The sequence below is a fragment of the Pseudoalteromonas aliena SW19 genome (assembly GCF_014905615.1).
Classification (GTDB): domain Bacteria; phylum Pseudomonadota; class Gammaproteobacteria; order Enterobacterales; family Alteromonadaceae; genus Pseudoalteromonas; species Pseudoalteromonas aliena.
On the sequence record NZ_AQGU01000022.1, the window covers coordinates 272,826 to 296,268 of the forward strand.

20 protein-coding genes are annotated in these 23,443 nt (G+C 39.2%); 4 read left to right on the forward strand and 16 right to left on the reverse strand.

The annotated features are described in order from the left end of the window. Positions 1 to 23: 23 nt before the first annotated feature. Positions 24 to 590 (reverse strand): BON domain-containing protein, encoded by a 567-nt coding sequence (locus tag PALI_RS03455; RefSeq protein WP_138584119.1) that lies wholly within the window; start codon positions 588 to 590, stop codon positions 24 to 26. 327 nt (positions 591 to 917) lie between these two features. Between PALI_RS03455 and PALI_RS03460 the strand changes: the two genes are divergently transcribed. Then, positions 918 to 1,580, forward strand: a complete 663-nt coding sequence (locus PALI_RS03460) for a LiaF domain-containing protein (protein ID WP_138584118.1) — start codon at positions 918 to 920, stop codon at positions 1,578 to 1,580. A 46-nt stretch (positions 1,581 to 1,626) separates the two neighbouring features. Here PALI_RS03460 and PALI_RS03465 read toward each other — a convergent pair whose 3' ends face one another. Next, positions 1,627 to 2,043, reverse strand: a complete 417-nt coding sequence (locus PALI_RS03465; protein WP_138584117.1) for a VOC family protein — start codon at positions 2,041 to 2,043, stop codon at positions 1,627 to 1,629. A gap of 250 nt (positions 2,044 to 2,293) precedes the next feature. Between PALI_RS03465 and suhB the strand changes: the two genes are divergently transcribed. Continuing rightward, positions 2,294 to 3,097 (forward strand): inositol-1-monophosphatase, encoded by an 804-nt coding sequence (gene suhB, locus PALI_RS03470; RefSeq protein WP_002957826.1) that lies wholly within the window; start codon positions 2,294 to 2,296, stop codon positions 3,095 to 3,097. A 53-nt stretch (positions 3,098 to 3,150) separates the two neighbouring features. Here suhB and PALI_RS03475 read toward each other — a convergent pair whose 3' ends face one another. The 7 genes from PALI_RS03475 to queA form a co-directional block, all read right to left on the reverse strand. Next, positions 3,151 to 3,960: a substrate-binding periplasmic protein gene (locus tag PALI_RS03475; protein WP_138584126.1), complete on the reverse strand. Its 810-nt coding sequence runs from the start codon at positions 3,958 to 3,960 to the stop codon at positions 3,151 to 3,153. A gap of 29 nt (positions 3,961 to 3,989) precedes the next feature. After that, positions 3,990 to 5,774 (reverse strand): bifunctional diguanylate cyclase/phosphodiesterase, encoded by a 1,785-nt coding sequence (locus PALI_RS03480; RefSeq protein WP_138584116.1) that lies wholly within the window; start codon positions 5,772 to 5,774, stop codon positions 3,990 to 3,992. 136 nt (positions 5,775 to 5,910) lie between these two features. Then, entirely contained in the window at positions 5,911 to 6,858 is a 948-nt protein-coding gene (gene secF / locus PALI_RS03485) for a protein translocase subunit SecF (RefSeq protein ID WP_138584115.1), read from the reverse strand. Positions 6,859 to 6,867: 9 nt separating this feature from the next. After that, positions 6,868 to 8,727, reverse strand: coding sequence for a protein translocase subunit SecD (secD, locus tag PALI_RS03490; RefSeq protein WP_193154925.1), 1,860 nt, complete (start codon positions 8,725 to 8,727; stop codon positions 6,868 to 6,870). A 19-nt stretch (positions 8,728 to 8,746) separates the two neighbouring features. Further along, entirely contained in the window at positions 8,747 to 9,085 is a 339-nt protein-coding gene (gene yajC, locus PALI_RS03495; protein ID WP_007375993.1) for a preprotein translocase subunit YajC, read from the reverse strand. A gap of 25 nt (positions 9,086 to 9,110) precedes the next feature. Further along, positions 9,111 to 10,238: a tRNA guanosine(34) transglycosylase Tgt gene (tgt, locus tag PALI_RS03500; protein ID WP_193154926.1), complete on the reverse strand. Its 1,128-nt coding sequence runs from the start codon at positions 10,236 to 10,238 to the stop codon at positions 9,111 to 9,113. A 169-nt stretch (positions 10,239 to 10,407) separates the two neighbouring features. Next, the gene (gene queA, locus PALI_RS03505; protein ID WP_193154927.1) at positions 10,408 to 11,442 is read right to left on the reverse strand and encodes a tRNA preQ1(34) S-adenosylmethionine ribosyltransferase-isomerase QueA; all 1,035 of its coding nucleotides are present in this window, start codon (positions 11,440 to 11,442) and stop codon (positions 10,408 to 10,410) included. 341 nt (positions 11,443 to 11,783) lie between these two features. Here queA and PALI_RS03510 point away from each other — a divergent pair, with 341 nt between their 5' ends. Together PALI_RS03510 and PALI_RS03515 are read left to right on the forward strand one after the other, a co-directional pair. Next, positions 11,784 to 14,309 (forward strand): EAL domain-containing protein, encoded by a 2,526-nt coding sequence (locus PALI_RS03510; RefSeq protein WP_077536848.1) that lies wholly within the window; start codon positions 11,784 to 11,786, stop codon positions 14,307 to 14,309. Positions 14,310 to 14,506: 197 nt separating this feature from the next. After that, the gene (locus tag PALI_RS03515; protein WP_077536847.1) at positions 14,507 to 14,719 is read left to right on the forward strand and encodes a hypothetical protein; all 213 of its coding nucleotides are present in this window, start codon (positions 14,507 to 14,509) and stop codon (positions 14,717 to 14,719) included. 5 nt (positions 14,720 to 14,724) lie between these two features. On the opposite strand, the gene PALI_RS03520 is transcribed toward PALI_RS03515, so the two are convergent. The 7 genes from PALI_RS03520 to PALI_RS03550 form a co-directional block, all read right to left on the reverse strand. Beyond that, positions 14,725 to 15,648, reverse strand: a complete 924-nt coding sequence (locus PALI_RS03520) for a hydrogen peroxide-inducible genes activator (protein WP_182700963.1) — start codon at positions 15,646 to 15,648, stop codon at positions 14,725 to 14,727. 81 nt (positions 15,649 to 15,729) lie between these two features. After that, positions 15,730 to 16,998, reverse strand: coding sequence for an inorganic phosphate transporter (locus tag PALI_RS03525; protein WP_077536845.1), 1,269 nt, complete (start codon positions 16,996 to 16,998; stop codon positions 15,730 to 15,732). Between the two features lie 39 nt (positions 16,999 to 17,037). After that, a complete protein-coding gene (locus tag PALI_RS03530) occupies positions 17,038 to 17,715 on the reverse strand; it encodes a TIGR00153 family protein (RefSeq protein ID WP_077536844.1) in 678 nt (225 codons plus the stop codon). Between the two features lie 150 nt (positions 17,716 to 17,865). Beyond that, positions 17,866 to 18,567, reverse strand: coding sequence for a phosphate signaling complex protein PhoU (gene phoU, locus PALI_RS03535; protein ID WP_077536843.1), 702 nt, complete (start codon positions 18,565 to 18,567; stop codon positions 17,866 to 17,868). A gap of 46 nt (positions 18,568 to 18,613) precedes the next feature. Continuing rightward, positions 18,614 to 19,441 (reverse strand): phosphate ABC transporter ATP-binding protein PstB, encoded by an 828-nt coding sequence (gene pstB, locus PALI_RS03540; RefSeq protein WP_138584108.1) that lies wholly within the window; start codon positions 19,439 to 19,441, stop codon positions 18,614 to 18,616. A gap of 27 nt (positions 19,442 to 19,468) precedes the next feature. Beyond that, positions 19,469 to 21,118 carry a phosphate ABC transporter permease PstA gene (gene pstA / locus PALI_RS03545; RefSeq protein ID WP_193154928.1) on the reverse strand — a complete coding sequence of 550 codons (1,650 nt, stop codon included), beginning with the start codon at positions 21,116 to 21,118 and terminating at the stop codon, positions 19,469 to 19,471. A 15-nt stretch (positions 21,119 to 21,133) separates the two neighbouring features. Continuing rightward, positions 21,134 to 23,368 (reverse strand): ABC transporter permease subunit, encoded by a 2,235-nt coding sequence (locus tag PALI_RS03550; RefSeq protein WP_193154929.1) that lies wholly within the window; start codon positions 23,366 to 23,368, stop codon positions 21,134 to 21,136. Between the last annotated feature and the right edge of the window lie 75 nt (positions 23,369 to 23,443).

The following is a 23,443-nucleotide window of genomic DNA, read 5'->3' on the forward strand; positions in this document are numbered from 1 at the left end:
TGCTGGGTTTTAGCTACACTGTGTTATTCAGCAACGATAGTTAACTCATCAACTACGTCACGAACATCTTCAGCATTTTTAGCGATTTTAACTGCTAGCTGTTTTTCAGCTTCAGATTCTACAGAACCATTAAGGGTTACTATACCGTTGTCGGTATCAACGTCAATATCTGTTCCGCCCACTTCTGAGTCAAACAGGAAACGCGTTGTGATTACTGTGGTGATTTTAGCGTCAGTTAAGTCGTTATCATCATCGTTCATCATGTCTTTGTCTGTGTGTTTAGTATCCATATTTTTAACAACTGTAAGGCTGTTGTCAACACCAGATACGCCGTCTAGGCTAAGTACAAGTTCTTCTGCTAGCTCTTTTTCTACTTCGCTATCAACTTTACCTGTAAGTACTACCTTGCCATTTTTTACATCTGTATTAATGTCAAAGTTGTTTAGATTAGTGTTCATAAGAAGAACTGTTTCTGCCTTACCATCAATCCAAGCATCTTTACTTTCGTTTTCCCAGCTGTTTGCTTGGGCACTCATAGCCGTAGAACCAAGAACTAAAGCCGCGATAATAGATTTGTTAAATGTTTTCATAATCTTTCTCCTTTTGATTAAAGACACTTTTATTAATGCGAACTTTAGGCCAACTTTATTTAATATTAAAAATCAATGAGTTAAGCTTAATGCTGATAATAATTTGATTATGGCTATGCCAGTATTTACAGACTTATCGGTAAAACTTTCTCAAATAGTAAAATTAGCTAGATAATTGCTGTTTTGGTTAATCTATCGTTAATATAACGAAATAAAAAAACGAGTTAAAAATTAACCCATTGATAATTAAAGTACTTATAAGTGGTATATGATTTGCAATCAAACTAACAAGAGCAATATTAATAGCGAATATAATAAGGAATGCCCATGTCTGTAAAAGTTGAAGACCGTCCAATAGAGCAAGTGCGCGAACAAGTCATTGATCAATTAATTTATAATTACAGTCATGGAATTATTTCTGTTGATGCATTTGAAAGGCGCTTAGATAAAGCGATGGATGCATCTAATAACGAAGCCCTACTCGCCTTAGTAGAAGATTTAACACTTAATACCGATCAGCAATACAAAGCCGAAAAACAATCGCAGTTCACACCACACTACAGTGCACAGCAAAACAGTGATGATGACTTTACGCTACGCAGCATCTTGGGCTCTAACGAGCGAAGTGGCCAATGGGTTGTGCCAAAAAATATTTATCTAAGCAATTTTATGGGTTCGGTGGTACTTGATTTTACTGACGCTATTTTTGCTCATCAAAATGTGACTATTCACGTTAATTGTATTTTTGGCAGCGATGAAATTTACGTACCGGAGCATGTAAACGTAGTGTCTAAAATGTTTTGTATTTTAAGTAGCCTTGAAAATAAATCGGTATCGCTCAATAAGCGCCAAGGACCCACTATTCATATTGAAGGAAGAGCAGTGTTAGGCTCTGTTGAAGTAAAAATTAAACGCACCATAAAAGAAAAATTTATAAGTTTTGCTAATGAGCTAAAAACCCAGCTGGGAGCTGGTAATAATCGTCAATAATATTGAGTATGTTTAAGCACCGTAATTTACGGTGCTTAGTATAAAGCTACAAATCATTATTTCTTTCACTGGGGATATCACTTAAATACTCGACAAACTCTACTTCAAAACCCGCCGGATCAACAAAGTAGACGTTTTTTCTAAATGGGTTGTCACTGCCATCCTTACTTATTACAAAGCCTGCTTTATTTAAACGTATTATTACCTCATCTAGGTTATTAGTTACATAAGCAAAGTGCGCAAAACCCACCTGATGACCCGATAGGTTTCTGTTTTCACCTTCACCATGATCGCTTATTGCTATGTAATGGGTGTCATCGCCAAAGTGTACCCAGCGTCTGGGCTTTCCATACCAAGTACCCTCGCCTTCACTTCTAATTGACCAATTCGGAAAGACGGCTTGATAAAATTTAAGCATGCTCTCAATATTATTAGCGACTAAATTAACGTGCTCTAAATACATAATGTGTTCCTGTTTATTAATTTAGGCACACGATAAAACCTCAAGCTAACTTTAGGTAAAGTGTTATTTTTAGTTTTTTATTTTAAAAGCAGCATCCCCTCTAAATATTTTAATAAATACGCTAAACTTTCAATGTTGTATAAAAAACAAACATAAGTATTTGGGGTTTATTGTTTACTTTATGTCAAAAGTCGCTAAAATACGCCGGCTGAAATATATAAACGTTCTTTTACAACCCAAAGGTAACTCCATGCATCCAATGTTAAACATTGCGGTTCGCGCTGCGCGCAACGCAGGCAAAATTTTACTTCGCGCAAGTGAAGATTTATCAAAAGTTGAAGTGCAACAAAAAGGCGCTAACGACTTAGTAACTAACATTGATAAAGAAGCCGAAGCCGTAATTCGTGACACTATTTTACAGTCTTACCCTACTCACTCTATTGTTGGTGAAGAATTAGGTGAGCATAAAGGCAAGGATGATGATTACCAATGGATTGTAGATCCTATCGATGGAACAACTAATTTCATCAAAGGCATCCCTCATTATGCGGTTTCTATCGCACTTAAAGTTAAAGGTCGTTTAGACCAAGCTGTTATCTATGATCCAATTCGTGGTGAACTTTTCACTGCATCTCGCGGTCAAGGTACTCAACTTAATAGCAAACGCTTACGTGTTAGCAAAACTACGGTTCTTGCAGGCACTGTACTCGCGACTGGTTTCCCTTTCAAAAACAAAAACCACATGGATGCATACACCGAAGCGTTTAAAGCATTATTTGTTCACACTGCAGACATTCGTCGTGCGGGTTGTTCTGCTTTAGATATGGCATATGTTGCAGCGGGTCGTGTTGATGGATTTTTTGAAATTGGTTTAAAACCGTGGAACTCTGCTGCGGGCGAACTAATGGTTAAAGAAGCGGGCGGTATGGTTGTAGATTTCGCTGGTGGCAATAACTATAACCACAGTGGCAATATCATCTGTGGTTCGCCAAAACTCACTCAAGCAATTATTCGTGAAATTCGTCCAGTATTAACTGAGTCGTTACTTCGCTAATTTAATGCGTTTAATAGCATGTTAAAAAGGAGCTTGGGCTCCTTTTTTTGTGCCTAAAAATAAGGGTTGTCGAGTTTAATTTCAACAGTATCAGCTTTACTGTAAGGCAAGTTATTTATCTCTTTGGCAAAGTACTCATTAAACAACGCATCAAACTCTCCATTTTTTTGCATTATTTTTAATCCTTTTTCAATTGCCTCTGCAAGCTCTGGTTTACGCTTTGATACAAAGAAATAACATCCAGTTGGATAGCTTATGAAAAGATTAGGTACAATTGAGAGGTTGCTTTGCTTGTTAGCCGCAAGGTCAGAATGCACCTCTATAAATGAACGCGGAAAATAATCGATACGCCCACTGCTGGTTAAAGTAAACATCGCTTGATAATTTGCAAGTGGCCTTACATGCAAGCCATTGAATTCCATTATTTTGGTATCAGGCCAATCATGCCCTTGCACAGCAGAAAGCTTGCTAAGCTGCTCTATGGTATTAACACCTTTAAAACTAGCCAAGCTGTCTTTACTGGCCAGTAATGCCCTTTTGCCTATGTAGCCTTTAAATAAAGGTATTTTAATCGCTATAGCTAATGATTCTCGCTCCGGGCTGCTCATACTCCAATATAAATCTAATTTTTCTGTATCAAGCGCAATTAAAATCCGTTGCTGGTGAGGGTGAATAAATACACTTCGAATATCTGCAGGATACTGTGCGCTGACGAGCGCTTTGCTGAGTAGTTTTTTCAAGTAATCGTCAGGAACATATTGCTCACGCTGCTCTTGTGCAATATGTACAATATTAACCTCGTTTGCTATCGCGCTACACGCAAATAAACTTATCGCACTAATTAAATACTTCAATGGCAACATAGTTATCATTTTAGTTATCACCTATGGTTTTAAATCGCCCTTTTATTAGTTGTTAAGCGCACTACTGCGGGGGCTGGCCTTCTGCGTTTACATATAAAAAGATAGCTATGGCGATATCGTTTGGCTTCTTTTTTAGCATCCGTTGCTAATGCAGCGACTTGATGACTATTTTTACACTGCTGTAAATCAGGTTCCACTAAGCCTATTGATAAAGTAAGTAAAGGCACAAATTGCTTTTCGCCTTCGCGATTTGTTGCCCAGTACCCTTTATTGTTTATATGCTCAGGTGTAAAGAACACTCTCGACTGCTGTTCAAATTGTTCAATAATAGTATTACAAATAGCGACCGCGTCGGTTTGATCAAACACAACCATAAAGTCGTCGCCACCAATATGTCCTACAAAGTTAGCACTGTTTGCGCAAGCTTGCACGGTTACATCCGCTAACAGCTTGATCACACTGTCGCCACTGGCATAGCCATATAAATCATTAAATTGCTTAAAATGGTTTAAGTCAATGTAAGCTAGAGAAAACTTATCTTTGCTTCGCAATCTCTGCTCGATTGTTTCATTTATTGCCACATTGCCAGGTAACATCGTTAACGGGTTAGCATGCTGGGCGTGACGAATTTTTTCTTCTGTTATATGTTTTAAAATATCTCTAAGTGGCGCTAATCCCAAATACTTATTATTGCGTGTAATCACAATATGACGACGAATATCAAAATCTTGCTCCGTTATTTGCTGGCTCACCGTATCTAGTTTTTGATTTTCGTCGACAACCAATGGATGCTTATCCATTAAGGCTGTCACTGGGCGCTTATCGTAAAGCGCATGGCCATAAGGTGCCGCAAACACTTCGGTTAGTTGATCCTTGTGTAGTAGCCCCACAGGCTGACTTTGCTGGTTTAATACCGCGATACTAATAATCGACTTATCCTGTTCAAATAGCTTATGAGCATCTTTACAGCGTGTTTCACTGCCAATTTGAGCTTGTGTGAGGTTTAGCAACCCTATTGCCATAGATTGATCAAATTGATCTTTTTCCTTTAGCGTAAGGGCTTGTATTTGCTCTGATCTAAAATCGTAACTTGGTTGCTGACTTGGCTTTTCGAGTAAAAAACCTTGTACATTTTTAATACCTAAACCCTCGACTAATGCCAACTCTTCCGGACGCTCAATCCCCTCAGCAATCACGGAGGTGTTAGTTGCTCTAGCCAGCACGGTAATTGATTTTAAAAACTCTTTTTTAACCTCACTTTGATCGCAGTAATCTATAAAGTAACGATCTATTTTTACATAGTTGGGCTGTAACTCTGACCACTGCTTTAGCCCTGAATAGCCAGCTCCCAGATCGTCTATTGCTATGGTAAAACCCAGCTCTCGATAATGCGCTATAGTTTTTAACAACAAGAAACCGTCGTCTACTTTTTCTTGCTCCGTCACCTCTATCACTACGCGATTGGCCGCTAAACCAAATTGCTCAATTAAGTGCAGGGTTTCTCCTTTGGGGTGGCACGGATCGAGTAAAGTTTTAGGGCTTACATTCAAAAACAGTTTTCCTTGCAAGGCCAACTTTACAAAATTTTCGATTGCTTTGGAGCGGCATAACAACTCAAGTTCAGAAATCAGTCCATGTTCATGAGCAACTGCAAAGAGCTTATTTGGCATCTCTAAAGGGCTATTTTTAGGCCCTCGACTAAGGGCTTCGTAGCCTAAAATAGTGTGATTAGATATATCAAAAATAGGTTGGAATAATGTGGTTATTTCACCGTTATCTAAAATATATTCTAAAACTTTACGTTGCACAGTCACTGCTAGGCCCAATTATAATTATGATAAGAGCGACAAAGTAACAACCCTGTATGACCGTTATATGGCAGATAGCCAAACAACAGACAATAAAAAACCGCTCAAGGAGCGGTTTTTTTATAAAGCAGTTACAAATCCATTACGGCATAGCGTCTTGGTCTGCGCCTTCTTTTTCAATTACTTCTGGTATTAAATCTTCTTTGCTTACGCCCATTGCAAGAGCAACCGAGCTGGCTACATAAATTGAAGAATAAGTACCAATAAACACACCAAACAGCAATGCAGTTGCAAAACCGTGGATAGTTTGTCCGCCCCATGCAAACAAGGCAATCAATACTAAAATAGTGGTGATTGATGTTACAAGTGTACGGTTAAGTGTTTGCGTAAGTGAAATATCAATAATTTCAACGGTATCGTCGATGCGTACTTTACGGAAGTTTTCACGAATACGGTCCGATACAACAATAGTATCGTTAAGTGAATAACCAATTACCGCAAGGATTGCCGCTAATATAGTTAAATCAAACTCTAAACCTAATACAGAAAACAAACCTACAGTAATAATAACATCATGTAATAGTGCACCTACCGCACCCACAGCAAAGCGCCATTCAAAGCGAAATGCAACATAGATCAAGATACAAATAAGCGCAGTTAACATGGCCAAGCCACCCTGCTCTTTTAAGTCTTCACCTACACTTGGGCCAACAAACTCAATACGGCGCATTACTACGCTGTCGTCTGCTTTTTTAAGTGCATCGATTACTTGGTTACCAATTACTTCCGCTTTTACATCACTGCCGCGTGGTGCTAATCGAACCAAAATCTCTTGGCTTGAACCAAACAGTTGTACCGATGCATCAGCAAAACCGTTATCAGCTAGCGCATCACGTACTTTTTTAAGATCAGCTGGCTGTGAAAAACCAACTTCTACCGCAGTACCGCCGGTAAAATCTAAACCAAAGTTTAAGCCTTTAACAAAAATTGATGCAAACGACGCTAAAATTAATAACGTCGAAAAGCCCATAGCCACTTTTCGAAGAGACATGAAACGAAGGGTTCGAGTACCCAAACTTAAAATTTGCATGTCTGCTCCTTAAATAGAAAGTTTTTCAATGCGTTTACCGCCAACAAACAAGTTGATTATCGCACGGGTGCCAACAATAGCTGTAAACATTGAAGTTAAAATACCAATCGCAAGCGTAACCGCAAAGCCTGCTATTGGGCCGGTGCCTACTGCGAACAATATAATGGCAGCGATTAATGTGGTGATGTTGGCATCAAAAATAGTACTAAATGCACTATCGTAACCAAAATGAATCGCTTGTTGAGGACTGCGGCCATCGGCCAGCTCTTCACGAATGCGTTCAAAAATAAGTACGTTAGCATCAACAGCCATACCAACTGTTAGTACAATACCGGCAATACCTGGCAAAGTAAGCGCGGCATCTGGAATTAACGACATAACACCTACAATCAGTACTAAGTTAGCCGCAAGTGCAAGGTTTGCCACCATACCAAAGCCTTTGTAGTACACAAGCATAAACACCAGTACAAACGCAAAACCAAGTGCAACCGCAGTCATACCTGCTTCAATGTTTTCTTGCCCTAAGCTTGGTCCTACTGTGCGTTCTTCAACAATTTGAATTGGCGCTACAAGCGCACCAGCACGAAGTAGTAAACTTAAGTTATGCGCTTCAGCAGGGTTATCGATACCTGTAATACGGAACGAGCGATCAAGGCGAGCTTGAATTGTTGCTACGTTTATTACTTCTTCTACCTTAATAGGTGGAAGTGCTTTACCGTCTGCATCTTTTTTACCTGATGGTTTATATTCAATAAATACCGTTGCCATACGCTTACCAATAGCGCGTTTGGTAAAGGCATTCATTTTTGCCCCACCTTTGCTATCTAGCGAAATACTTACTTGTGGACGTTGATATTCATCTGCGCCAGATTGCGCACCAGTAATATGGCTGCCTTCTAGGATAATGCGTTTTTTAAGTACAACAGGGTAACCGTCACGACTCATGATCATTTCAGTACCTGGCGGAATACGACCTTGAGCAGCCGCGCTAACATCTGCGTTTTCGTCTACTTCACGAAATTCGAGCGTTGCCGTAGCACCTAAAATTTCTTTAGCGCGGGCTGTATCTTGAATACCTGGCAGTTGAACAATGATACGCTCAGCACCTTGGCGCTGTACGTTTGGTTCTGCAACACCAATTTGGTTGATACGGTTACGAATAATCGTTTCATTTTGCTTAATAGCGTAATCACGAATTTCTTTGAGTTTTTGCTCACTCATTGTCGCAAAAAATGCGTTATCGTTGCTGCTATCATCAATATAAACGTTTAGTGGGTAGCGAGTCTCCAGGAAGTTTTCTGCCGCGTCTTTATCGGCCTCCGTACGCATTTCTACACGCATACGCTCTGAGCCAGCTACACGGCGAACACTGCGGTAGCGTAATTTTTCTTCGCGCAGATCACTACGAAAATCTTGTTCCATTTGCTCAAGTTGGTTATCAACCGCTGTCGCCATATCGATTTCCATGGTGAAATGTACACCACCACTTAAATCAAGACCTAGCTTCATTGGGTTACCACCCACCGCTTTTAACCAAGCCGGTTGAGCTGGTGCCATATTAATAGCAGAAATATAATCATCACTTAGCGAGTCACGCAGTAAATCTTGCGCTTTTAGCTGTTCTTCAACATTTTTTAAACGAACTAAAATTTGTCCATCTTCAAGTATTGTCGATTTAGCGGTTACATTATGTTTTTTTAAGATTGCGTTTACTTTGTCTACAACACTGAGATCGACATCAGCGCCTTTAGCACCTGAAACTTGTATAGCCGGATCGCGACCATACAAGTTTGGAGAGGCATATAAAAGGCCAATGGCTACCACAGCTAAAACAAGTAAATACTTCCAAACTGGAAACTTGTTTAACACGGGGTCGTCCTTATTATTTTTATAGTGACTTCATTGTGCCTTTTGGCAATACTGCAGATACAGACGATTTTTGTACTGTTACTTCTGCTTGTTCATTTAAAGAGATAACGATGAAATCTTTATCTTCAGAAATCTTAACGATTTTACCGACTAAGCCACCTTGGGTTAGCACTTCGTCACCTTTTGCCATCGCATTCATCAAGCTTTTGTGCTCTTTAACACGGTTCGCTTGTGGACGATAAATCAAAAAGTAAAAAACTAAACCAAAAATAGCTAACATAATTAGCATTTGCATAGTTCCGCCGCCGGCAGCTGCTGCGCCAGTACTTGCTTGTGCATTTGAAATAAATAAACTCATGATACTTCCTCTATAATTTTAAAGTTTAATTTTTTATATCAGCCAACTCTGGCACTTCTTGGCCTCGGCGAGCATAAAAATCTTGTACAAATTCTTCTAATTTACCTTCGCTGATCGCGTTACGTAAACCTTCCATAACACGTTGATAGTAACGTAAGTTATGAATTGTATTTAGTCGAGCACCTAAAATTTCATTACACTTATCAAGGTGATGTAAGTAGGCACGCGAATAGTTTCCACAGGTATGGCAATCACACTCTGGATCTAATGGTCCTGTGTCTGTTTTATGCACAGCGTTACGAATTTTAACAACGCCCGTGGTAATAAATAAATGACCGTTACGCGCATTACGCGTTGGCATAACACAATCAAACATATCAATACCACGACGCACTGACTCAACTAAATCTTCAGGTTTACCAACCCCCATTAAATAACGAGGTTTGTCTTCTGGCATTTTAAACGCACAATGATCAAGAATATTCATCATTTCGTTTTTAGGTTCACCTACAGATAGGCCACCTAATGCATAACCATCAAAACCAATTTCTTCAAGACCAGCTTGTGATTGTGCACGTAATTGTGGGTACATACCACCTTGAATAATACCAAATAACGCAGATGGATTGTCGCCATGCCCTTCTTTTGAACGCTTAGCCCAACGAAGCGATAACTCCATAGAGTCTTTAGCTTCTTTTTCAGTCGCAGGATACGGCGTACATTCGTCAAATATCATAACAATATCAGATCCTAAATCACGCTGTACTTCCATTGATTTTTCTGGCGACATCATAATTTTTTCACCGTTAACAGGTGAACTAAACAGCACCCCTTCTTCGGTAATTTTACGCATAGCACCAAGGCTGAATACTTGGAAACCGCCCGAGTCAGTTAGAATTGGAAAGTCCCAATTCATAAAGTCATGTAAATCACCGTGTTGTTTGATGATTTCAGTACCTGGGCGAAGCATTAGGTGAAAAGTATTCCCTAAGCAAATTTGTGCACCCGTTGCTTTTACTTCATCCGGCGTCATACCTTTAACAGTACCGTAGGTACCTACAGGCATAAACGCGGGTGTTTCTATTACACCACGGTCAAAAATCAAGCGGCCACGGCGCGCTTTTCCGTCTGTACGGTCTAATTCAAATTTCATATCATCCTCAATGTCAGAAAAACAGTCCAACAAGCTATAATTTAACCGCTTGATTCTACCCTTTTTGCTAAGTTAATACTATTAGCTACGGTAAATTCGATGCTGATTTACTATCGTAAATACAAACCTCAACAATGTGTTGGGGTTTGTAGTTATTTTTACTAAAAATTTAATATTTACGTGTTAAAAACATCGCATCACCGTAACTAAAAAAGCGATATTGTTGTTCAATTGCGGTGTTATAAGCCCCCATTATGTTCTCTTGGCCGCTAAAGGCACTCACTAACATAATAAGCGTTGATTCTGGTAGGTGGAAATTAGTAACCATGGCATCCACTACGTTAAACTGATAACCCGGATAAATAAATATATCGGTATCACCAAAGTAAGTATCGAGCTTGCCACCATGTATTTTTGCAGCAGATTCGAGTGAACGCATTGACGTTGTACCAACAGCGATCACTCGCCCGCCGTTTGCTTTAGTTTGTGCAACGGCGTCTACAACATCTTGTGGTACTTCAATGTATTCAGAGTGCATTACATGTTCGTCAATCGTCTCTACACGCACTGGCTGAAATGTCCCTGCGCCAACATGCAAGGTAACAAATGCCATTTGTACGCCTTTTTCTTTTAACGCAGCCATTAGTTGTTTATCAAAATGTAAGCCTGCAGTGGGCGCTGCAACAGCACCTGGTTTTTCACCGTAAACCGTTTGATAGCGCTCGCGGTCGGCTTCATTATCAGGGCGATCAATATAAGGTGGTAATGGCATATGCCCAATATCATTTAATATATCGAGCACATTTTGGCTATGATCAAATTCAAGTTCGAATAAGGTGTCGTGACGCGCCACCATTATTGCTTTAGCTTTACCTTCGAGGATCACTTCGTTACCAGGCTTTAATGACTTACTTGCTCGAACATGCGCCAACACGCGATGCTCATCAAGTACGCGCTCAACTAAAACCTCAACTTTACCACCCGATGCTTTTTGGCCAAACATACGCGCAGGGATCACTCTGGTGTTATTAAAAACTAATAAGTCATTTTCATGAACTAATTCAAGTATGTCACTAAAAACTTTGTGCTCAATCTCGCCACTTGGGCCATCAAGCTTGAGTAAGCGGCTACTCGTTCGATCCGTTTTAGGAAAGCGAGCAATTAATTCATCAGGTAAGTCAAAGCTAAAGTCAGCCACGCGCATAATTGGTTATCCACATCATTTAAAATCGCGCCAAGTGTATATCTATCGTGTATTAAGCTCAAGAAATCAGCCTAATTTCGGTGGATTTAAAGGTATTTGGCAATAGCTGCGGCTACTATTTTGTGGCAATAAATAAAAACCGAGTAATCTATGTCTTAAATTCGGTTACTTATATAAATTAAACAATGTTCTATTGTGTATAAAAACAAGGGAAATGTGTAATTTCAACCTCAAAAATCCAATAGTGTCTATACTTAGGTTAAATCTTCTTGTTCTTGTAAAGAAATGTCATTACTCTAACTCGGTTAAATAATTATAAGTTTTTGTAGGGGTAATAATACGTGGCAAAACGGCTTAAGTTGCTAATATTAAATGCAAGTAGTGCTGAGCGTCGCACTATTCGTGCCACTTTAGATAGCTTAAATGTGTTTACTTTTATTGAAGTCCAAGACAGTCAGGAAGCCTTAAAAATCTTAAAGCAACAACCTGTAGATATTATTATTACAGGGCTGAATGTAGGTAAAATTGATGGCTGGCGTTTTTCTCGAATGATCCGTTCTGGTTTATTAAAAACCACAAAAAACACACCTATATTACTAACTCCCCCTATCTACTGTGAGCGAATAGCCGAAACGACCGCCCGTAGCTATGGTATTGATGCGGTACTGCCTTTTGAGCATCAAGATATGTTGCCACAAGTTTTGGCTAATGTGCTGTCAACACACTTAGAAAAAAGCAGTCGCTTAAATCTATTACTATTAGAACCTCAGCAAAGTAAAGCCAATGATATTAGCGAACAACTCAAACTAAACTTTGCAATTACTCATGTAACCACAAGTAAAGAGGCGCTTAGTGCTTATTATCAGCAGCAGTTTTCAATTGTGTTACTCGATGCAACAGCAAATAGGGCTGAAATATCAAGCATATTAGTAGAAGATATTTTACAGCATAACCCTAAGCAAGCGATTGTAACGATTATAGATAACGCAGATGCAGACTATGCAGAACAGCTTTTGCTGTCAGGCGTTACCGATTTTATCCGCGCCCCCTACGACCCTTCATTTTTGAACAAAGTATGTGATCACGCAGCACGCCGAGAAGATTTTATGGTGAGTTACGCTGAGTTTGCCAACAAAGTTGAGCAATTAAGTTTGAGTGAAGTAAAATACAAAGAGTTATTTTCAGCTCATCAACGTATTTTATTGCACTTAAATACGGTTGTCCTTGAACTAGATCAACAAGGCCTTATTCGCTTCATTAACCCAGCATGGGAGACACTCAGTGGCTTTGGCGTGAAGTATTCACTGCAACGCTCACTCACTGATTTTTGTACCAATGAATGCCAGCAAAAACTACAAAATACAGTAAGCAATATTCTCCATGGCGGTGATCAGCAACAACAAATTGAAATAAAAATAAATCATAAAAATGGGAATGAAATTTGGGTTGAATGCAGGCTTCAGCTGATTAAAAATAGTCGTAATAATGCGACAATTACGGCAACAATCGATAATATCCATGAACGAAAACAAGCAGAATTACAGCTGCGTCATTTAGCATTACACGACACATTAACGGGACTGCACAATCGCTATTATTTTGATCAACAACTTAACCAAATTTGCATGCCTGATCAAACACATACCAATATTGAACACGCATTGATCTATATTGATCTTGACCATTTCAAAATAATAAACGACAGCAAAGGGCATCATCAAGGCGATGTTGTTTTAAAAGAAGTCGCTGAGCTTTTTAAAGATAATATTGGTGGTGATCATCTAGTTTGTCGTATTGGTGGCGATGAATTTGCCGTAATACTAACAAATATGAACTTGCTTGAGGCTCACTTAGTAGCAGAGGGAGTGTGCAGTGCAATAGAAAAACATGCATTTATGTCTGGCGACCAAGTTTATACTATAAGTTGCTCTATTGGCTTAGCTCAAATAACATCAAAAAATTGTGACCCTAATGAGTGTTTAAAACAAGCCGACATTGCTTTATATATTGCTAAAAACTTAGGTCGTAACTTAGTTCACTGCTATTCAAAAGAAGATAAGCAAAACAATACATTACAAACAGGTTTAGAGTGGGGCCATGAAATACGCCAAGCATTACAGCAAAATAATATAGAGCTTCACTATCAGCCTATATGGGACTTTAAAGAGAATAAAGTAGCCTATTTTGAAGTTCTACTGCGCTTAAAACTCAATAATAAACTCGTATATCCTGACCAATTTATTCCTTCTCTTGAAATGCTAAACGATACTTTTTTGATGGATCAATGCGTTATACGTAACACAGTTTCTTGCGTTGCGAAACATCCAGAATTAAAGCAAGTTGCTATTAACTTATCTGCTCAGTCTTTTTTAGATGAACGATTATTACCGCTTATTGAATCAAATTTAGAAAAGTACCAAGTATCTCCTACCCGTATTATTTTTGAGATTACTGAGTCAGCAAGTATAAATAATTTAAAAGCAACGCGTAAAATGATCGAAAAGCTGAATAACCTAGGCTGCCACTTTTCAATAGATGATTTTGGTACTGGCTTTAGTACGTTTAACTATCTTAAACAACTTCCCGCGCAGCATGTTAAAATTGATGGCTCCTTTGTACGTGATATGCTAAATGATCCTATTGATTTAGCCCTAGTAAAAGCAATCAATGACATAAGTAGCTCTCTCGACAAACTCTCTGTAGCTGAATATGTTGAAAATAAAGAGATCTTTTATGCACTAAAAGAGATTGGCGTAGATTATGGTCAAGGCTACTTTATAGCTCGCCCAATACCCATCGAAAAAGTTAAAGCTGAGCTTGAAAATATTTTAAATAATAAAGTTTTTTATCAACAATCACCTAGCTAATAATCCGTAAAATTAAACAATTTTAAGCATTTTATTGCTGTCATTATTGTCTTTATTGCCTATACTCTACTCACAACCCAGCGAATGTCACGCTGTTTAATGGATTACACTTGAAAAACATGACATTACCACTTAATGGTACATAACTGGCTTTTGTAGTTAAGTTTGATACTACTTAGGATCTTAAGGAGAAAGGTATGATGCAATTAGTTACTTTGTTACTAGCTATACACTTTGTTATTGCATATCAATGTTATCGATATGCAACGATTAAAGGCTATCCTGTTAAGGTATTTACTGTCTTAGGATGTGTGCCCTACTTTAACCTAGTCGTATGGATTTACCTATTATTTTTACCTGAACTAGAACCTTTCGAAGGTCATAAACATGATCAAAAGCAGCCTTTGTAGCTGCTTTATTTTTTAATAAAATCTAAGCTGCATTGATACTTTAAGAATGATTCAAGTTGCTGGCTAAACAATTTAAAATCACGAATACGCCCAGTTGTCTTACGCCACAATATACCAACATCCCTATATGCATCATTTTGCGAAGGGGTCGCAATCATGTTTTTATTATCCAAAATACCGGCATTAATCGCCATTTGCGGTAAAAAAGTCACACCAAGCTGATGCTCAACCATACTAAGCAATGTATGCAAACTCGCCGCTTCAAAGGGATTAATACAGCTAGCACGATTTAAATGACACGCACTGAGCGCATGCCCTGTCATACAGTGCTCTCGTTCGAGTAAAAATACACTTGCATCCGGCAGTAAATTAAAATCCTCCACGCCCTTTGCTGGTGTGTAATCTTTATGATGCACCAAACTAAAATGATCTTTAGCAAGCACTTGAGTGTGAAACTTGTCGGTTTCATATGGCAAAGCCAGTAACGCTAAATCAATATGTCCATGCTCGAGCTTATCGAGTAACTTATCACTAGTATCTTCTATTAATACCAGTTCTAAATCACCAAAAGTTTCTTTACAAAAGTGATAGAGCGGAGCCGCAATAAAGCTGGCGATAGTCGGTATTACACCAACGGTTAATTTACCATGCAGTGGTGTTAAAAAGCTTTTAGTAAGCTCTTTTAAACTAATTGTGTCGTTAATAATCCTACGTGCACGTTCTACTACTTCCTCACCAATGCTGGTAAACATAAGGCTACGATTTTCTCGCTCAATGAGCTGACAACCAAGTGTTTCCTCAAGGTTTTGAATCGCACTGCTTAAAGTTGATTGCCCTATAAAGCACGCACTCGCTGCACGGCCAAAATGCTGATACTGGTGAACAGCCAACAAATACTGTAACTGTTTAATACTTGGGAGATTCGTCATTTTTCTTTCCACAAATAAAAAGACCCCAACACCTAGGGCATTGAGATCTTTTCAAGCTAAAAGTCTTTGAGTACTTTTTTGTTAAACCCCAAATGCGGTTCTTAGTACATAGAAAATAACAATAGCAAGGGCAGCACCAACTGGCAACGTAATTACCCAAGAAACTACAATGTTTCTGATAACACTCATATTAAGAGCACCAATACCACGCGCCATACCTACACCTAATACCGCACCCACTAAGGTTTGTGTAGTAGAGATTGGCATACCTGTGCCTGATGCAATAACAACCGTTGAAGCGGCAGCTAATTCAGCAGCAAAACCACGGCTAGGTGTTAAATGTGTAATACCTTCACCAATCGTTTTAATTACTTTTTTACCTAAAATAGCAAGACCTGCCACAATACCAAAACCACCAAGCGGTAGAATCCACCAAGCAATAGCGGCTTTCTTAGCAATTTCACCATTGTTTTCAACAATGTTTACAACAGCAGCTAGTGGACCAATAGCATTAGCAACGTCATTAGAACCATGAGCAAACGCCATACAACAGGCTGTTAGTACCATTAATACTGCAAATACTTTTTCAACATTGTTGAACTGCATTTGCTTATCGGCTTTAGGATCAATGTTTAAGCGAGAAATAGCAATCTTACCAATAATTGCCACAATCACTGCAACGGCGATTGAAAGTGCATAACCTTCAACAGCACCTAAGTCTACGCCAACATGCTTTAAGCCTTTTTTAATTGTAACCAAGGCCATAATAAAGCCCGCCAGTCCCATATAAAGTGGTACGTAGCGTTTAGCATTTTTAAGTGGAGCATCAGTATCAAAAATAAGTTTTTGCGCACTCATAAATATTAAGTATGCAATAAAACCAGATATAGCGGGCGTTATAATCCAACTACCTACAATACCACCTACTTTATCCCATTGAATTGCCTCAGTGCCTACTGCAACTAATGCAAAACCAATGATTGCACCAATGATTGAGTGAGTAGTTGATACTGGCCAACCTAGAAACGAAGCCATTAATAGCCATGTTCCGGCTGCAAATAAAGAAGCAATCATACCCAGAACCATAAGTTCTGGAATATCTGCAAATGGTGCCGCATCAATAATTCCTTTACGAATTGTTGATGTAACCTCACCACCAGCTAAATAAGCACCTGCAAATTCAAAAATCATCGCTATAAAAATAGCCTGTTTGATTGTTAATGCTTTTGAACCTACAGAAGTTCCCATGGCGTTAGCTACGTCATTCGCGCCAATACCATAAGCCATAAAAAAGCCGACTGCTGCGGCAATTAAAATTAATACCGTGCCGTAAGATGCAATGATATCCATTGTAAAACCTTAATCTTTCGTGTTTGAACTGATTTTAAATTAACGAGCTAACATCAGCTCAAGACGTGATCCTACGCGCTCTGCAATATCTGCAAGCTCGCCAACCCATTCAATGATTTTGTATAAAAACATCACATCAATTGGATTTAACTCACCTTCTACATCTCGTAGTTGGCGGCGTACTTTTATTTGCATTTCGTCCGTGTCTTGTTCTATTGCATCCAATTCAACTAGCATTTTTTCTACTAAGGTCACTTCACGACCTTTAAAGCCTGTTTCTAGCAGCTCTTCTAATTCGTTAATTGCTTTAGATGCTTGTTTTGTCGCATCAACACAACGAGTTAAATAAGCCAAGAAATCAACTTGCATAACTTTTGGAATGGTCATTTCACGACCAATCACACGTCCAGCAATGTCTTTTGCTTTATTTGCAATTTTATCTTGTTGGGTTACTAATTCGAGCAGATCTGTACGCTCTACCGGCATGAATAAACCGCGCGGTAACTGTAAACGTATATCTCTTTTCATATCATCGGCTTCACGCTCTAAATTACGAATAGTGATGCGAAGCTCTTCAGCTTGTACCCACTCTTCTTTAAATACGTGATTAAAGAAAGGTATCAAAGCTTTACTTGCTTGATGAACTTTCTTTATGTGTTCTTCCATTGGCTTGATAGGAGATTTTGCAAATACTCCTAAAAACGCGTTTGTAGGCATAACTGACCCTTTAATCAAATTGATATGCTTTGCAGCATGAATTTTACAGCATTAACAACGATTGTGAACGCTTTTTATTGCTTCACTTGCTCTTGCAACGCACAAAGCGACACAAGGTCGCTTTAATACAAAAGAATGAAATAGTTAAATTTATAATGATTTTTCTATATCTTCTTGAGATGTATGACGAATATCTTTACCGTTTACAAAATAAATAATGTATTCAGCAATATTTTGACAACGGTCGCCAATACGCTCTAACGAACGAACAGACCAAACTAAGTCCATAATTTTTGGTATTGAACGAGGGTCTTCCATCATATAAGTCATAATTTGACGTGTAATGGCTTCATACTCTCGATCTACCTTGGCATCTTCCTTGTGAACCTGAAATGCTCGTTGCACATCCATACGGGCAAATGCATCAAGTACATCATGCAACATTTTTAAAACTTGGCGGCCCATGTTTTCAATATTTACGAGTAGATCTTGTTGATCTTTGGTAAATGAATCAAGAGCAACTTTTGCGATTCGCTTTGCTTCATCACCAATGCGCTCTAAATCAGCAATTGTTTTCGCTATGGCGATTACTAAACGTAAGTCGCTAGCCGCAGGCTGGCGGCGAGCAATAATTCGTGTACATTCTTCATCAATGTTCACTTCCATGGCATTTACTTTGTAGTCATTTTCACGGACTTTTTGCGCAAGCTCTGCATCGTTTCGACTGACCGCATCAAGTGCACTGCTTAATTGTTGCTCAACTAAGCCACCCATGCTTAATACGTGATTACGCACATTTTCTAGTTCTTGGTTAAAGCGCCCAGAAATGTGTTTATTAATGTTATGTTCCATAATTACCTTCTCTTTTGATCTTATACAACACGCTGTAATAGGCTAATTAACCGTAACGACCGGTAATATAATCTTCGGTCTTTTTCTTCGTTGGTGTTGTGAATAAGGTATTTGTATCTGAGTATTCAATTAATTCACCCATGTACATAAAGGCGGTTTGATCAGATACTCGCGCTGCTTGTTGCATGTTATGTGTAACAATAACAACGGTAAATTTATTCTTTAAATCGTTTATTAGCTCTTCGATTACCAAAGTAGAAATTGGATCGAGTGCCGATGTCGGCTCATCCAATAAAAGGACTTCTGGCTCAATCGCAATTGAGCGAGCAATAACTAAACGCTGTTGCTGACCACCCGATAAACCAAATGCACTATCGTGTAATCTATCTTTTACTTCATCCCACAGGGCTGCGCCACGAAGTGATTGCTCTACCACTTCATCTAGTTTGCGCTTTTCTTTAATACCTTGTAAGCGTAGACCATAAACCACATTCTCATAAATTGATTTAGGAAACGGATTAGGGCGTTGAAACACCATGCCCACATTACGGCGAAGCGCAGCAACATCAACGCTTTTATCGTAAATATTTTGTCCATGCAGTAATATTTCACCCTCAATGCGACAAATATCCACAAGGTCATTCATACGGTTGATACAACGCAGTAACGTTGATTTACCACAACCCGATGGACCAATGAACGCCGTTACTTGGCCTTTTGGGATGCTCATGTTCACTTTACTAAGCGCTTGTTTATCACCGTAGTAAAGATCAAGGTCTTTAATTTCTAGCGCTTTTTGCTCATCGGTTAAATTATCTAAATCTAACTTCATGCCCAAATTTGCTTGGTTTACTTGTGTAGCGACTGTAATCATGTTTATTACCTATAAAATCTTTACTAATTAGTGTTCAAGCGATCTGAATTTTTCACGTAAATGGTTACGTATACCAATGGCCGTTATGTTGAGCGTTATAATTACCGACACCAATAAAAATGCAGTTGCATATACCAGTGGTCGCGCTGCTTCAACATTTGGACTTTGAAAGCCAACATCGTAAATATGAAACCCTAAATGCATGAACTTTCTATCTAAGTGAAAATATGGAAAGTTACCATCAAGTGGCAATGTAGGTGCCATTTTTACCACACCCACCAGCATTAATGGTGCAACTTCACCTGCGGCGCGCGCAACAGCGAGTATTAAACCGGTCATAATTGCAGGGCTTGCCATTGGAATTACAATACGCCATAACGTTTCAACTTTTGTTGCGCCCAGCGCTAATGAACCATCACGTACCGTGCTTGGAATTCGAGATAACCCTTCTTCGGTCGATACAATTACAACAGGGAGCGTTAATATAGCCAATGTCAATGCTGACCACATTACACCTGGCGTACCAAATACAGGGGTTGGCGATGCTTCAGGGTAAAACAATTGGTCTAAACTACCACCTAACATATAAACAAAAAAGCCTAAGCCAAATACACCGTATACAATTGAAGGCACACCGGCTAAGTTAATGACTGCAATACGAATCATTTTCGTCACTGCGTTTTTCGCTGCATATTCATGTAAGTAAATTGCAGCGACAACACCAAACGGCGTTACTATTACCGCCATTAGCATAACCATAAAAACAGTACCAAATATGGCAGGAAACACGCCACCTTCGGTATTTGCTTCACGCGGATCATCAGATACAAACTTGCCTAGCTGTACAAAGTAATGACCTAGTTTTGCAAAAAAGCCCATGTCATTTGGAAACCAAACATCAAGTACCTGATACATAGGGATAGTCACAATTTCACCGCGCATATCTTTTACAGTAACATAGTCACGTTTTGCAAGTTTACGCAGTGCGAATAACTCTTTTTCAAGTACGCCATACTCTGCACGTAAATTAGCACGCGCTTGAGCAAGTTCAGCAACACGCTCATCGGTTAACTCATTATCAAGTAAATAACCTTTCTCTTTTAACCGTAAGCGTTCAAGTTCATAGTTAATGTGGCCAATATCGCCGTTTTGTAAATCAAGCGCTTCATCATTTAAATCAACTGCGCGATCAACAAGTTCGTGTAAAGCCTCAACGGTATCACCAGCAACTGGCTTGCCATCTTTAATAACGCTCTCTAGGTAACCGTAAAAATTACCGTTTTTACTACGCTCAAATACCGCAAGTGTCGCTGGTGCCGATTTTTCTTTTATATCGGTTTCAAGTATCCAACGAAAATCTAAATCGACGTATTCACGGTTACCTGTTTTGATAAGTAAACGCTCAAACTCTTCTTTATCAAATGCTGATACATCAACACCTGTTGCAGCTAAACGCTCTTTGGGTACCATTTCTCGGTCGTAAACTTCACCAATAACGGTTTGCTTTGCAATAGAGCCTTCAAGCTCATACTGCATCACTTCAGAAGGCCAAAAGAAACTTAATCCCTTCCAGGCTATCATTGCTAATAAACCTAACACTGAAATCAAACTGATGCTCACTGCACCACCGGTCATCCAAATCCAAGGAGAACCAGACCTAAACCACTGCTTTACCATGTCGTGTCTCTCCACTTACATTGAGCTGTATTTTTCACGCAATTGCTGGCGAACAAACTCAGCGATTGTGTTGAAAATAAAGGTGAATATGAATAGTACAAAAGCCGCTAAAAATAATATTCTATAGTGTGAACTGCCTACTTCTGATTCTGGCATTTCAACTGCAATATTTGCTGCAAGCGTCCGCATTCCTTGAAAAATACTCCAATCCATTATTGGTGTATTACCGGTGGCCATCAGTACAATCATTGTTTCACCAACAGCACGGCCCAACCCCATCATTACGGCGGAAAAAATACCAGGGCTGGCAGTTAGCAATACAACACGTACAAGTGTTTGCCACTGAGTTGCACCCAACGCTAATGAACCGTTTGATAAATGCTTAGGTACACTAAACACAGCATCTTCTGCTATTGAGAAAATAGTAGGAATAACCGCAAAGCCCATCGCAATACCAACAACTAGTGAGTTACGTTGATCGAACGTCATACCAAGTTCATTTGTTAAATATTGACGTACATTGCCGTCAAACATCCAAAGCTCAATCGTTTCGCTCATCGCAAATGAAAACCAGCCAATAAATAACACAACGGGTATAAGGATTATTGAATGAGAGCCTTCAGGAATTTTATGACGAATACCGGCTGGTAATTTAGTCCACCCAAATGCAGCACCTAAAATACCTAGCGGCAATAAGATGAGCAATCCAACAATTGCGGGTAGATGTTCTTCAATCAGTGGTGCTAACCAAAGGCCCGCTAAAAAGCCCAAAATAACAGTCGGCAGTGCTTCCATTATTTCTACTGTTGGTTTAACAACTTTACGTAATCCGCTCGACATAAAGTAAGCAGTGTAAATAGCCGATGACAATGCAATTGGTACTGCAAATAACATGGCGTAAAATGCGGCCTTGATTGTACCAAACGAAATTGGCACTAATGAAAACTTAGATTCAAAGTCATCACTGGCTGAGGTTGATTGCCAAATATAGCCTGGCTCTGGGTAACCTTCATACCATACTTCTTGCCAAAGTGCTGACCACGTTACTTCTGGGTGTTCATTGTGTATTTCTAATACGGTTAATTTGTCATCAGCTAAAATTAATGCCGCATTAGAGCGTGGTGCAATTGCAAAGTTTTTAATTTCACCTTCACTTACTTTACCCTGCCATAATTTAGCTTCACTTGTTGTGTAGTAAACACCCAACTCACCATTACTACTGGTAGTGAAAAATGTACGTCGGTAAAATTCTGTGAATATATTGAGTTTACTTTGTTTACTCGTCTCGAATGAACGAATTTTTTGATACTCTCGGCCAGTATCTGTATTCACTTCAAACCACTGTGAAACTTCACCATTATCATTAGCAAGCATTAACGAATTTGCACCCGCTAATAATTGAGCAGACACTATATTTGCGCGCTCTTCGTTGGCTGAAAGCAATTGTATTTGCTCAACATCGCTTGGGTCGCGTGTATCATATACATAAATTTGATTAGCCGAACGAATAAATGTACGCGTTGTATCCGGTGATATTAGAAGCTCATCTACACGGCCTTCGATATCAAGTTCAGTGCGCTGCACAACCCATTCAACATCTCCGGTAAACATATTTTCTTCAGCCACAAAGCTGCTGAATAAAACACGTTTATCTTCGGTTAACGCAACCACAGCCGTTTTATCTTCATAATGACTAAACGCAAAGCGCTTAATTGCCGCTCCTTGTTCGTCTACTGCTAATGCCATTTCGCCAAGTGGATAATCAACACGTGGGGTTAATTTTCGCTCGTTGTTTGGAAAGGTAACTAAAAACTTAGGTACAACCACCACCACGGTGCCGTTTTTCAAGCCATAAGCATATTGCCCCTGAAACGGTGCGCTTGTTGCAAAACTACTTGCTTCGCTTGGCAATATGACATCGAGGGTTTTGAGTTTTTTACCGAAATTTGATTTTTCAATATTATAAAAATCAACTTGCCCTTGTTGACCTAATAAATAAGCCACCTCAGTTTGCTCTTCAACGCCTAAACCGACAATCTGATCTGCATTAGCAATGTTTAAGCTGTTACGCTTTTCAACTTTAGCTGATTCAAAAATTGGTTGTACTACATAAAGAAGATAAAAGAATATTAATAGCAGTGCCACTAATACCATTACCCCGCCTGCGGTTATGCCAAATTGGGCAAACCGATCTTTAAATAGACGGCTTCGATCCGTATTAAAAGTCGGTTTATTCGGATTGGAAGTCATCAAAACACCCTTAAATCTTAACGTTGCATAAATTATATTTCATCAAGATGACAGTAATGTTACAGCGGTAATAAT

Coding starts and splice junctions, on each gene's coding strand:
- PALI_RS03455 (WP_138584119.1), bottom strand. CDS start 590: ATGAAAACATTTAACAAATCTATTATCGCGGCTTTAGTTCTTGGTTCT.
- PALI_RS03460 (WP_138584118.1), top strand. CDS start 918: ATGTCTGTAAAAGTTGAAGACCGTCCAATAGAGCAAGTGCGCGAACAA.
- PALI_RS03465 (WP_138584117.1), bottom strand. CDS start 2,043: ATGTATTTAGAGCACGTTAATTTAGTCGCTAATAATATTGAGAGCATG.
- suhB (WP_002957826.1), top strand. CDS start 2,294: ATGCATCCAATGTTAAACATTGCGGTTCGCGCTGCGCGCAACGCAGGC.
- PALI_RS03475 (WP_138584126.1), bottom strand. CDS start 3,960: ATGTTGCCATTGAAGTATTTAATTAGTGCGATAAGTTTATTTGCGTGT.
- secF (WP_138584115.1), bottom strand. CDS start 6,858: ATGCAAATTTTAAGTTTGGGTACTCGAACCCTTCGTTTCATGTCTCTT.
- yajC (WP_007375993.1), bottom strand. CDS start 9,085: ATGAGTTTATTTATTTCAAATGCACAAGCAAGTACTGGCGCAGCAGCT.
- tgt (WP_193154926.1), bottom strand. CDS start 10,238: ATGAAATTTGAATTAGACCGTACAGACGGAAAAGCGCGCCGTGGCCGC.
- queA (WP_193154927.1), bottom strand. CDS start 11,442: ATGCGCGTGGCTGACTTTAGCTTTGACTTACCTGATGAATTAATTGCT.
- PALI_RS03515 (WP_077536847.1), top strand. CDS start 14,507: ATGATGCAATTAGTTACTTTGTTACTAGCTATACACTTTGTTATTGCA.
- PALI_RS03520 (WP_182700963.1), bottom strand. CDS start 15,648: ATGACGAATCTCCCAAGTATTAAACAGTTACAGTATTTGTTGGCTGTT.
- PALI_RS03525 (WP_077536845.1), bottom strand. CDS start 16,998: ATGGATATCATTGCATCTTACGGCACGGTATTAATTTTAATTGCCGCA.
- PALI_RS03530 (WP_077536844.1), bottom strand. CDS start 17,715: ATGCCTACAAACGCGTTTTTAGGAGTATTTGCAAAATCTCCTATCAAG.
- phoU (WP_077536843.1), bottom strand. CDS start 18,567: ATGGAACATAACATTAATAAACACATTTCTGGGCGCTTTAACCAAGAA.
- pstB (WP_138584108.1), bottom strand. CDS start 19,441: ATGATTACAGTCGCTACACAAGTAAACCAAGCAAATTTGGGCATGAAG.
- pstA (WP_193154928.1), bottom strand. CDS start 21,118: ATGGTAAAGCAGTGGTTTAGGTCTGGTTCTCCTTGGATTTGGATGACC.
- PALI_RS03550 (WP_193154929.1), bottom strand. CDS start 23,368: ATGACTTCCAATCCGAATAAACCGACTTTTAATACGGATCGAAGCCGT.